Source organism: Spiroplasma endosymbiont of Labia minor, assembly GCF_964019845.1.
In the GTDB taxonomy this organism is placed as follows: domain Bacteria; phylum Bacillota_I; class Bacilli_A; order Mycoplasmatales; family Mycoplasmataceae.
The window spans coordinates 952,212-964,649 of the sequence record NZ_OZ026465.1 but is presented as its reverse complement, the minus strand read 5'-3'; the positions used below and the strand labels follow the sequence as shown (position 1 = coordinate 964,649).

General features: G+C 26.7%; 12 protein-coding genes. 6 read left to right on the top strand and 6 right to left on the bottom strand.

The annotated features are described in order from the left end of the window. Positions 1-104: 104 nt before the first annotated feature. The 4 genes from AACK85_RS04865 to coaD all read left to right on the top strand — a co-directional run bounded on the left by AACK85_RS04865 (position 105) and on the right by coaD (position 3,773). Positions 105-1,637 carry an ABC-F family ATP-binding cassette domain-containing protein gene (locus AACK85_RS04865; protein WP_338969764.1) on the top strand — a complete coding sequence of 511 codons (1,533 nt, stop codon included), beginning with the start codon at positions 105-107 and terminating at the stop codon, positions 1,635-1,637. 105 nt (positions 1,638-1,742) lie between these two features. Then, entirely contained in the window at positions 1,743-2,894 is a 1,152-nt protein-coding gene (gene nagA / locus AACK85_RS04860) for an N-acetylglucosamine-6-phosphate deacetylase (protein WP_338969762.1), read from the top strand. Between the two features lie 52 nt (positions 2,895-2,946). Further along, complete coding sequence (locus AACK85_RS04855) at positions 2,947-3,354, top strand: hypothetical protein (RefSeq protein ID WP_338969760.1); 408 nt, start codon at positions 2,947-2,949, stop codon at positions 3,352-3,354. Next, complete coding sequence (gene coaD, locus AACK85_RS04850; RefSeq protein WP_338969758.1) at positions 3,348-3,773, top strand: pantetheine-phosphate adenylyltransferase; 426 nt, start codon at positions 3,348-3,350, stop codon at positions 3,771-3,773. The genes AACK85_RS04855 and coaD overlap by 7 nt, the downstream gene beginning before the upstream one ends. 10 nt (positions 3,774-3,783) lie before the next feature. On the opposite strand, the gene AACK85_RS04845 is transcribed toward coaD, so the two are convergent. The 6 genes from AACK85_RS04845 to rnmV all read right to left on the bottom strand — a co-directional run bounded on the left by AACK85_RS04845 (position 3,784) and on the right by rnmV (position 9,855). After that, positions 3,784-6,057 carry a fructose-specific PTS transporter subunit EIIC gene (locus AACK85_RS04845; protein WP_338969757.1) on the bottom strand — a complete coding sequence of 758 codons (2,274 nt, stop codon included), beginning with the start codon at positions 6,055-6,057 and terminating at the stop codon, positions 3,784-3,786. A gap of 1 nt (position 6,058) precedes the next feature. Then, complete coding sequence (locus tag AACK85_RS04840; protein ID WP_338969756.1) at positions 6,059-7,009, bottom strand: 1-phosphofructokinase family hexose kinase; 951 nt, start codon at positions 7,007-7,009, stop codon at positions 6,059-6,061. A 1-nt stretch (position 7,010) separates the two neighbouring features. Then, complete coding sequence (locus AACK85_RS04835; protein ID WP_338969754.1) at positions 7,011-7,712, bottom strand: DeoR/GlpR family DNA-binding transcription regulator; 702 nt, start codon at positions 7,710-7,712, stop codon at positions 7,011-7,013. A gap of 74 nt (positions 7,713-7,786) precedes the next feature. Next, positions 7,787-8,512 carry a hypothetical protein gene (locus AACK85_RS04830; RefSeq protein WP_338969753.1) on the bottom strand — a complete coding sequence of 242 codons (726 nt, stop codon included), beginning with the start codon at positions 8,510-8,512 and terminating at the stop codon, positions 7,787-7,789. Further along, positions 8,503-9,306, bottom strand: a complete 804-nt coding sequence (rsmA, locus tag AACK85_RS04825; RefSeq protein ID WP_338969751.1) for a 16S rRNA (adenine(1518)-N(6)/adenine(1519)-N(6))-dimethyltransferase RsmA — start codon at positions 9,304-9,306, stop codon at positions 8,503-8,505. The genes AACK85_RS04830 and rsmA overlap by 10 nt, the downstream gene beginning before the upstream one ends. A 15-nt stretch (positions 9,307-9,321) precedes the next feature. Further along, positions 9,322-9,855 (bottom strand): ribonuclease M5, encoded by a 534-nt coding sequence (rnmV, locus tag AACK85_RS04820; protein WP_422397528.1) that lies wholly within the window; start codon positions 9,853-9,855, stop codon positions 9,322-9,324. Positions 9,856-9,988: 133 nt separating this feature from the next. Between rnmV and AACK85_RS04815 the strand changes: the two genes are divergently transcribed. Next, a complete protein-coding gene (locus AACK85_RS04815; protein ID WP_338969747.1) occupies positions 9,989-11,038 on the top strand; it encodes a rod shape-determining protein in 1,050 nt (349 codons plus the stop codon). A gap of 225 nt (positions 11,039-11,263) precedes the next feature. Then, complete coding sequence (locus AACK85_RS04810) at positions 11,264-12,313, top strand: rod shape-determining protein (RefSeq protein ID WP_338969745.1); 1,050 nt, start codon at positions 11,264-11,266, stop codon at positions 12,311-12,313. Positions 12,314-12,438 lie beyond the last annotated feature (125 nt).

Below are 12,438 nucleotides of genomic sequence, written 5' to 3'. Positions count from 1 at the left end.
TGAAATATTAGAATTAATTTTATTTTAGTAATATACAATAATTAAACATTTTTGCTATAATGATATAGTTTTAATATTATTTAAAGAAAGTGCGTGAATATTTTATGAGTTTAATATTTTTTGAAAATCTTACCCATTCAAATGGTGGCAAAAAATTATATAACAATGCCACAATGCGTATAAATAAAGGTGAACACATTGCGCTACTTGGTGCAAACGGAACAGGTAAAACCTCTTTATTGAATTTAATTGTTAATAAAACAATTCCTGATGTCGGAGAAATTGAAGTACAGCCCCGCATAAAAATAGGTTATTTAGATCAACATCATGACATAAATCAAGAACAAACAGTTGAAGAATATTTAAAAGACACATTTAGTGATTTATATGAGATGCAAGATAAAATTACTAAAATATATGAGAGCATGGCTTTAGAATACAAAGAAGAAGAATACATTAAGGCACTTGAATATCAAGAATATTTGGATATGAAAGGTTTTGATTTGATTGAAAAAAACATTGGTAATTTTATTAGTGGTTTAGGTATTGAACAAGAAAATTATACGAAAAAATTAAAACAATTATCAGGCGGGCAGATAGGAAAAATTTTGCTTGCCAAATTGCTATTATCAAATTCAGATGTTTTGTTATTGGATGAACCGACTAACTTTTTAGATATTGAACAGGTTGAATGATTGATGAAATTTCTGCAAAATTATGAAAATGCTTTTTTAATTGTTTCTCATGATAATGATTTCATAAATAACACAGTTAATATAATTTATGCAATAGAGAATCAACAAATTAATCGTTATGTAGGAAATTATGAAAAATATATAGAATTATCTAATTTAAGAAAAGAACAATACGATAAATCTGTTGAATCTCAACAAAATCAAATTCAAAAATTACAGACGTATGTAGATAAAAATAAAGCGAGAGCTTCTACAGCCAAATCAGCTCAATCAAGACAAAAGAAATTAGATAAAATGACAATATTAAAAGAGAGAACTGAATTAGCAAAACCAAATTTTAAATTTAAATATAAAAGACCAGCTACATCCATAACTATAAAATTAGAAAATTTAGAAATAGGTTATGATTTCGCTTTAACAAAACCACTTAATTTTGAATTAAGAGAGGGAGAAAAAGGTATTGTTTCAGGTTATAATGGCATTGGTAAAACAACTTTTTTAAATACAATCACAGGAAATTTACAACCAATTTCTGGAAAAGTGGAAATTGGCAATGGTGTGATTATTGCGTATTTTAAACAAACAGAAATTAGTGATGATTTAACGCCAATAGAATTTTTGATGAGAAAATTTCCAAATATGGCAGAACAACAAATAAGACAAACGATTGCAAAATTTGGTGTTAAAAATGATTTAATGTTAAACAAAATGAATCTGTTATCTGGTGGCGAACAAACAAAAGTAAGATTAGCTGCGTTATCTTTAGAATCATGTAGTTTATTAATTTTAGATGAGCCTACAAATCATATTGATGTATTAGCAAAGGAATCACTTTTGGAAGCTATTGAATTATTTGAAGGAACAGTTTTATTAACAACTCATGATATTAATTTTCAAACAAATTGAGCAAATAAGATAATTAATTTTGAAACATTAGTTTAAAAATTAATTATTTTTTTATTACTTATTAGAAATATAATAATGTTTAATTTAAAATAAAATTATAATAAAGCATATAAATTATTTGCTTATAAAGGAGTTTAACAAATGTATATTTTAAAAAATGCCAAAATTGTTTTGGAAAACAAAATCATTGAATGTGGTTGATTGGAGATTAACAATTCAAAAATCACTTCAATTAATGAAGGTGTGACAACCAAAGAAGGAATGAATTTAAATGGTAATATTTTAATGCCAGGATTTATTGATGTACACATGCATGGTGGTTATGGAATAGAATTTGAAACAGCAACCATTGATGGATATAATCATGTTGCAGAAAATATAGTTAAAGAAGGAGTAGTGCGTTTTTGTCAAGGCCCTGTTACAGCAACCATTGATGATTTAGTTAAATATTTTAAAGTTTATGCTAATTATTTAGATAATCATAATGTAGGAAAAAAGGCAAGACATATTGGCGCTCATATGGAAGGACCTTTTATAAATGAAAAATTTAATGGTGCACACAATATTAATTTATTACATAAACCAAATGTTGATGAAATGAAGAAAATTATTAATGCTGCAAATGGCCACATAGCGTATGTTACTTATGCACCGGAATTACAAAATGGTGAATTTACAAAATTATTAATTGAAAATAATATAAATCCATCAATTGGGCATTCAAATGCAACTTTTAAAGAAGTTGAAAAAGAATTACAAAATGGCGCAAAACATATGACGCATTTGCATAATGCTATGTCGCCTTATCATCATAGAAACCCAGGAATGGTCAATGCTGGTCTATTTTTTGATGAAATTATGACGGAATTAATAACGGACGGAATTCATAATGATATAGATGTAATTAGAGAAGTATATAAAATAAAAACTGCAGATCATATGATGATAATTACAGATTCTATGAAAGCAAAAGGAGAACCTGATGGTGATTATTATCTTGGCCCATTACCCGTGACAAAAAAAGGTTTAAAAATAACTTTAGCAGATGGAACATTAGCCGCTTCTGGTGATACATATAACTATAATGTAAGTTGTTTTGCAAAAGCAACTAAGGCACCATTAACTGATATAGCTAAAGTTTCTTCATTAAATGCAGCTAAAGAATTAAGAATTTTTGATAAAACCGGCTCAATAGAAGTTAATAAATATGCAGATTTAGTAGTTTTAAATAATGAATTTGAAGTTTTAATGACAATTGTTGAGGGAGATATTTGTTTTAATACATTTAATTAATAATTAATTTTTATGCTTTATAGGAATAAACTTAATCATGAGGTGACTTTTAATGATTGATCTTAGAGTAACTGAAAAAGATTTATTGAATATGGATATTGATAAAAGACATATTACCTTGCAGTCATTATTAGAATACGCTCAACAATATTGAAAAAAAATAAAATCACCATCTGAAAGTGAAATAACTGGTTTTTTGCAAATTGTTTTAAGAGGAAAATTAGAAACACAAATCAAGAAATATTTTTTGGCAGATATTAATTTTTTAAGTTCATCATCTTCTAATAGAGATAATTTTAAAGAGCAAATTAAAATTTTGAAATTTTGATGACTTGGTTACACACAAGATTTGTATGAAAACATTTTAATAGCAACAGAAGATGATGTTTATGATTCAGTAGAAAGAATTTTTAGTGAAATTAATTATTTTATTAATTTCAGTGAGGGGAAAATATGATAGCAATATATCCTGGTTCATTTGATCCATTTCATGACGGTCATATGAAAATTATTTCTAAAGCCTTAAAATTATTTTCAAAAATTTATGTTGTTGTTACAAATAATATAAATAAAGTTCATAGAACTCAAATTGACTTAAGATTTCAAAAAGTTAAAAAAATTTTAGCTCATATGAGTGTTGTTGAAGTAATTATTAATTCTGATGATTTAACTTCTAATGTGGCAAAAAAATATAATGCAAATTTTATGATTAGGGGAATTCGCAATGGTGAAGATCTTCAGTATGAAATAGAACTTTCCGATGCAAATAAAATGATGAATAAAGATTTAGAGACAATTCTTTTTATATCAGATGTTGATGTCAGAAATATTTCATCAACCTTTATATCAGAAATTGAATTATATAAAAATAAAAAATAATCCGTAAGGATTATTTTTTATTTTTATGATTTATTTTTTCTGCATATAATTTTTGTTTTGTTTTTAGATTTTTTTCGTAATCATTATATGCATTTATTTTTATATTCAATTTTTCAATTTGTTTTTCCATTTTATTATGATTTGGCTTTTGTAAATTTAATTTATCATTTAAACTAATTAATTTATTTTGATATTTTTCTTTTAAACCATTTGTTTCGTCAAGCACGAAACTTCCTTTTTTGATATCGTGTGTTCTTCAAAATCCTAAAATTAGAGATGAAATTATAGTTCCAATTATTAAAATTCCAAAAGCCAATATTATTCCTATGCCTATTGAACTTGCAGTTAAATCATAATTTGGATTATTAATTCCTGTTTTCATTAATGCAAAAACAAATATTCCACCATGTGGTGCTCCAACAGATAGTTTAAATAATCCAGTTGTAAGACCAACAAATAAACCACCTATCATAGCTGATACAGAAATTCGTTTTGGATCTTTAATCATAAATGGTATTGCACCTTCTGTGACAAAACACAAACCCATAACTCAATTGACTTTTGCAGCATCACGATCTTTTGCAGTTCAAGCTCTTGGAAATATAATTGTACATAAAGCAATCATTAATGGTGGCAACATTCCTGCAAGTAATGCAGCTGCCATTAAAATTTGTTGTTGGCCTAATAATGCACCAGTAGCTGGGTTATTTCCATCTTTCACTAGCTGTCCAGCAACTGCAAGTACACCTAACGAATAAGCGATTTTATTTATGGGACCACCCATATCAAAACACATCATTATGCCAAATAATGCAGATACTAATAATATTAAATTATTATTTGCAAGTCACTTAATACCTTCACTTAATTCCATCATTAAATAACCAATAGGAATATTAATAATAAACATTGTAATTCCAATAGATAAAATACTTAAAATTGGTATAAATACAATATCTCTTGCACCTTGCAAGCTTTTTGGTAATTTCTCAAAAGCTTTTGTTCAACCAAAAACTATAAAGGCGGCTAAATAAGCTCCAAATATTGCACCAATGAATCCAGATTCATGACTTTCAAAAGGTAATAATTTCCCTCACATATTTGATCAATCATTATTTGAACCATATGCAAACGACATAATATTTGAAGATGTTAAGCCTGCAATCATTCCGGGCATTAATCCTTGTGGACCAACGATTGAATAAGTGATATAGGCACCTAATATTGGAATCATTAGTGACATTGATAATTTACCTAAAGCAGCAAATCAACCGGCTACTTTATTTGTTGTTCCAAAATCACTGCCACCCTTTGAACCTGCTGCAAAGTCTATTAGGAAGGCTATCCCTAATACTATTCCACCAGCAACGACAAATGGTAACATTCTAGAAACTCCCGCCAATAAATTACCTTTAATATCTTTAAATTTTTTTAAAGATAATTCAGAATCACCATCTTTGGTATTTGCATGAATAGTTTTTAAATTTTCTCCTTTTAATGCATTTTCTATAATTTCTTTACCCTTAAAAATAGCATTTTTAGTTCCAGTTTCAATTACTTTTTTGTTATTGAATCTATCCATTCCTGTAATCGCTTTATCGTGTGCTAGAAAAATAACTTTTGCATTGTTTATTTCTTCTTGCGACAATTTAAACTCAGTTCCTCTACGGCCTTGAGTTTCTACTTTAGCTGTTAATTCTAGTGATTTAGCGTAATCAATAATTTTTTCTTGTGCCAAATATGTATGGGCTATTCCTGTTGGACATGCAGTGATTCCAACAACATCGTAATAATTTTCACTTTTAGAAGATATAGTATTTTCCTTAACTGATATGCTGTAATCATTAAATAAGTTTTCTATTTTTTTGGCGCTCTTAATTTCATTTAAACTTAAAATATTTTCTTTTTTTATTAAAAATTTTGATAGTTCTCCGAGTGCCTCAAGATGTTCATTACCATCAACTCCATTTGTGATAATAAAAAATACTAAATTAACTTTTTTATTATCAAATGCATTTCAATCAAGGCTATTTTTTAAACGAACAATTATTATTCTAGATTCATTGACTGTTGAATTTAGGATGTGTGGTATTGCTATACCATCACCAATGGCTGTTGATTCTTGATTTTCTCTGTTTATTATTTCTTTTATAAATTTTTCTTTGTTTTTAATTAATTTTATTATTAATAATTTTTCTGCAATTATGTCAATTAATTCCTTTTGTGAATTAGCTTCTAAATCTAAAAATATTGTGTCTTGTGTGATCATATTTTTTAAAAGCATATTAAAAATCCCCTTGTTTTATTTTTTCTAAAACGATTTCTTGAATGTGATTTTCGATTTCTTTTTTTGTTGCAAGTCAAGATGTAAATGCGGTGGCTCCTCCAGCAGCAGCAGCATATTTAAGACAATCTTCAATATTCATTTTTAATGAAAGACCGTGAATATATCCTGCAAGCATACTATCACCAGCGCCAACGGAATTAACTAATTTTCCTTTAGCTACACCTATTTTTATAATTTCATTTTCATTTGAAAAATAATAGCTACCTTTTGATCCCATACTCAATAATATATTTTGTGCACCTAACAATTTTGTTTTCTTTATCAAAAAAGTTATACCATTTAAGTCATCTTCGCTTATGCTTGTGTTTAATAAATCATTTAATTCATCTATATTAGGTTTAATTAAAAATGGTTTTTCTTTTAATGCAAATTTTAAATTATCTTTTGCGGCGTCACAAATAAATATCGCTTTGTGTTTATTTGCAATATTTCCTATTAATTCATAGATATTTGATTCAATATTTTTTGGAATACTTCCGGTAGTAACTACAATATCACCATCAATAATATTTTCATCTAAATAATTCAATAATTTTTCAGTATTGATTAATTCTGTTTTAAATCCTTGGCCATTTAATTCTGTTTCTTGTTTGGTACTCAAATTTTTAATTTTGTAATTTGTTCTTGTATTCCCTTTGTTGATAAAAAAATTATTTTTAATGTCTATTTCTGAGAATTTTTCCAAAAATAAATTTTTATTATTTTTCCCAATAATTCCTGTAATCATAACGTTGTTTTCTAAATTTTTTAATATAATTCCAACGTTGATTCCTTTGCCACCAATAACAAAATATTCATCACTATAATAATTAGTTTTGTTTGCAATCAAATCATTCTCCATTAAGATTATGTGGTCAATTGCTGGGTTTAGTGTAATAGTATAAATCATATTAGTATTCCTCATGTATAATTGGCATTTTATTTTTCGAACTAAATTTAACAATTGAGATAGAATTAAGTTTTGAACTATCTATTAATGCAAAAGGTAAAGTTGAATGTTCAATTATTTTTTTCTTTATAGTAGCTTCATCTGTATCTGTTGTGTAAAAATTAAATTCTTCATCAACTGCATTAACACCAATAAAAGCTGCATCAAAATGAAAATTATCAAGATAGGAAATTGCATCAACTCCAACAATTGATCCGGTAGCATTTTTTAAACGACCCGGAATTAAGTTAATGTTATTTACATTATTTTTTGATAATTGAATTGCGTTTTCTATTGAATTTGTGTAAATCTTTAAATTCAAATTTGGCTTTATTAATTTTGCGAGTTGCAATGTAGTTGAACCTGCATCAATAAAAATAATTTCATTTTCTTTGATGCAATCCAACGCCTTTTTAGCTATATTTTTTTTTGCTGTTATATTTTTTTCTAATTTTTCATCCAATTTTTGTTCATAAATCACGTTATTCAAGATTGATTTAGCTCCGCCATAAATTCTAATAATTTTAGAAATTTTATCTAGTTCATCTAAATCTCGTCTTAAGGTAGTAAGTGGTATATTCAAATTTTCGGAAATAAGCTCATTAGAACAATATCCGTGTTTATTCACAAATTCAGTAATTAAATCTAATCTTTGCGCTTTCATCTTATCACCTCTGTGCCATCTTACAACCAAAATAAACCAAAGTCAACTAAAATTAACAAGAATTAATTAAATTTTTATTTTAACATAGGTCATTTTATGAATGTAGATCCACTACCAGTCATTGAAATTTGCTTATTTATTGTTTTTAAATCATTGAACTCTTTTTCTAGTTCTGGATAAATTTTGAAACAGGGGATTATTAAATTATTATTAAATTTTCTTCATTGCTTATTATAATTTTTATCAAAAGATTCATAAACTAATTTTGTGTCACACTTTATATTAGAGAAAAATAAATCACGTTTCACGAATGATATATTTTTTAAACGCTTAATTTTATTTCCATATTTTGTAACTAAAGCTGTTTTAAAGTTTTCTAAGAAAAAAAAGCAATCACTGCCAATCATTTTTGCATATTTTAATTTTTGTGATTTTGATATATTTAATTTGAAAAATTCGTCTAATAATTTTATTGTTGCCATTGCATCGCTAGAACCACCACCCAAACCAGATTTAATTGGAATATTTTTTGTAAGAACTAATTTAATTGGATCATCATTTAAGTCAAAATCTTTTCTTATGAAATTTGCAATTATTGAAACATAATTTTCTTCATTATTTAATTCTGGAATATTGGTTTCTATATGTCATAAATGATCTGGTGATTTTTTAATTTCAATAGTGTCATATAAATCGTCGACTAAAGTAATTATTGATTTTATTTTATGCAATTTTCTTTTTTCTTTTTTTGGAAACACTTTTAAAGTTAAATTAATTTTTGCAAATGCTTTTACTTTCATTTTTGTATTTCCTCTATTAATAAAATAAATTCTTCTATTGAAATATTTTCTGGTCTTAAATTTATATCTATATCAACATTTTTTAAAATATTTTGTCCGTCCTTTTTAGTTATTAAAACATTTTGCAAGTTATTCAAAATTGTTTTTCTTTTGTTATTAAATAATTTTCTTATTGTTTTTGTAAAAAAAATGTCAAACTCATAATTTTTAGATAATGATTTTGAAAAATCAAAAGAAACAATTGCAGAATCAACTTTTGGTTCTGGATTAAATAAATTTCTTTTAACTGTAAATTCATATTTTGGTTTCGAGAAATAATTTGAAATCACTGTTAAATTATTATATTTTTTCCCATCAACTTTAGATGTTATTCGTTCAGCCACCTCTTTTTGCATCATAAAAATTGCTGACACAATTTTATGTGATGATGAAAAAACTTTAAATAAAATTTCGCTAGTTATGTAATAGGGAAGGTTTGAAATTATTGCAACTGGAAAATTATTTATATTTTTTGTTTTTATAAATTCATCTAAATTTAAATCTAAAACATCTTTCATAACTAATTCAAAATTAGAATCTTTAATTTCGCTTTTCAAATAAATTTCTAAATCCCTATCAATTTCAATTGCAATAACTTGTGAAAATTTCCTTACCAAATTTCTTGTAAGTGCGCCACGACCCGGACCAATTTCAATAATCAACATCTCTTTTTTATCACCTAAAAGTGAAATTATTTTGCCTATTAAATTTTTATCTGTTATAAAGTTTTGGCCAAATTGTTTTTTTGCAATCATAAATAATTCCTCTTTTTATCTCTTTAAAATTTTCTGGACTTCATTTTTTGTTATGTTAAATAAATTAATTCATTTAAATAATCTTTTATTATTTATTGTTTTTTCTAAATTTAGATATTCACAAATTTTATTGTGGTTGCTTTTTAAAAAACAATCTAAATTTAAATAGTCTTTTCATTCCAAACTTAATTTATCATTTTTTTTAATTTCTAATGCATTGTTTAAGGCATTAATAATTGCACTGCTATTTGCTTCTGCAATTCCTATTTTCTTTTTATTTTGGATATCTTTTTTTGTGATAAAGGCATGTGTAACTTTATCATTTAAAAAATTTGAAATGATGTCTCTTATTTTATTTCCTGCGCCATCGGGATCTGTAAAAATAACAACTCCTACAGAATCGTTTATTTTTTTAATCTGTAATAGTTTTTCATTTGTTAAACCCAATCCATTAGTTTCAATGATGTTTATGTTATTGCCATAAATGCTTTTTAACTTATTTGAATCTGTTTTTCCTTCAACAATAATTACTTTATTCATCTTATCCACTTCTTATTCGTTATTATTCTAATACATTATCTTAATTTTGTGGTATAATATTTTATGTATAAGTTATATTAAAGTCAATAAGCTTTTTATAATTTTGTGCAAACAGCATAGAAAGTCGAAAGGAGAAATACTTATGGCATCATGAACACAAAGAAAAGAATTTGTTGCTTTAGATTTAGGTACTGCAAACACAGTTGCTTATTTGGGTGGGCAAGGAATTATTTATAATGAACCTTCAGTTATAGCATATGATATTTTTACAAATAGTGTTATTGCGGCTGGTGAAGCTGCTGGAGATATGATAGGTAAAACAAACTCAAATATCCGTTTAGCAGTTCCTTTAGTAGATGGAGTTATTGCAGATATGGATGCTGCAAAAGATTTAATTAAAATTATTTTTCAACGTATTCGTTTAAATGAAATTTTGAAAAATGCATTAGTTGTATTGGCTTGTCCATCAGGAGTTACTGAACTTGAAAGATCTGCTTTAAAACAAGTAGTAGCTGATATGGGAGCTAGAAAAGTTTTAGTAGAAGAAGAAGTTAAACTATCAGCAATAGGAGCTGGAATTAACATTCAATTAGCTTCAGGAAATTTAGTTGTGGATATCGGAGGAGGAACTACCGATGTTGCAATTATATCTTCAGGTGACATTGTTGTTTCACGTTCTGTAAAAATAGCTGGAAATCACTTTAATGAAGAAATCAGAAAGTACATTCGTGCAGAATATAATGTTATGGTTGGTATTAGAACAGCTGAAAATATTAAAAAAGACATTGGAGCATTAACAAAAATAGATAATTCAAGAACATATCGTGCATATGGTCGTGATATTATTTCTGGTTTGCCAAGAGAAGTTGTTATTTCACCAGAAGAAGTTAAAAATGCCTTGTTAGGTCCATTCTCAAAAATTACAGATTTAATTGTTGAAGTTATGGAAAATACACCCGCAGAATTAGCTGGTGATATTATTAGAAATGGTATTACTATTTGTGGTGGTGGAGCATTAATTCGTGGAATTGATACTTATTTTGAATCAATTTTCCAATTAAAAGTAACTAAAGCTTCAGATCCGTTAATGACAGTTATTGATGGCGCAAAAGAATATGAAAAAAACATTGATAAATGATTAGAAGTTGTTGAACTTCGTGATAAAAATTCATCATTCAGTGCTTATAAATAATGAAGAGGCTAATCTTTAGGGGTTAGTTTTTTTATTGTTTAAAAATGGTTAATATATTTTTATTTTTATGATAGAATATAACATGAAGAGTTTACTATGCCTCTTTATTCAAGGATGATATTTTAATATTTGTTTGATTAATCGAACAATAAATTATCGCATTTGTTTTTGTAACATAAGCATAGTACATATTTAAAGAGATATTAAACAAGAGGAGAGAATATTATGGCATCATGAACACAAAGAAAAGAATTTGTTGCTCTAGATTTAGGTACTGCAAACACGATTGCTTATCTTGGCGGTCAAGGAATTATTTATAATGAACCTTCATATATTGCGTATGATAATTTTACTAATTCAATAATTGCATCAGGAGAAGAAGCAGCAGAAATGCTTGGTAAAACAAATTCAGATATTAGAATTACTGTACCTTTAATAGATGGAGTTATTGCAGATATGGATGCTGCAAAAGATTTAATTAAAATTATTTTTCAACGTATTAAATTAGAGGGAGTTCTAAGAAAAGCATTAGTTGTATTGGCTTGTCCATCAGGAGTTACTGAACTTGAAAAAGAATCTTTAAGACAAGTTTTAGTTGATATGGGAGCTAGAAAAGTTTTAGTAGAAGAAGAAGTTAAACTATCAGCAATAGGAGCTGGAATTAACATTCAATTATCTTCAGGAAATTTAGTTGTGGATATCGGAGGAGGAACTACCGATGTTGCAATTTTATCTTCAGGAGACATTGTTGTTTCACGTTCAATTAAAGTGGCAGGTAATAACTTTAATGAGGAAATCAGAAAATATATTCGAGCAGAATATAATGTTTTGGTTGGTATAAAAACTGCAGAAAGAATAAAAAAAGAAATTGGAGCATTAACAAAAATAGATAATTCAAGAACATATCGCGCATATGGTCGTGATGTTATTTCTGGTTTACCAAGAGAAGTTGTTCTTTCACCAGAAGAAGTTAAAAACACTTTATTGTCTCCATTCTCAAAAATTACAGATTTAATTGTTGAAGTTATGGAAAATACACCTGCAGAATTAGCTGGTGATATCATCAGAAATAAAATTACTATTTGTGGTGGTGGAGCATTAATTCGCGGGGTTGATACTTATTTTGAATCAATTTTCCAATTAGGTGTTAAAATTGCACCAGAACCTTTATTGAATGTTATTGAAGGTGCAAAACAATATGAAAAAAATATTGAAAAATGATTAGAAGTTGTAGATCTTCGTGATGCTGCATCAACATTTGCATCTTTTAAATAATAAAATATATTTAATTATTGTCATGTTAATTTAATTAACATGATTTTTTTTAATTTAAAATTTATTATTTAATTAAAATAATATATAATCATAATGAATTTCTATATTTTATGTAGATGGAGAGG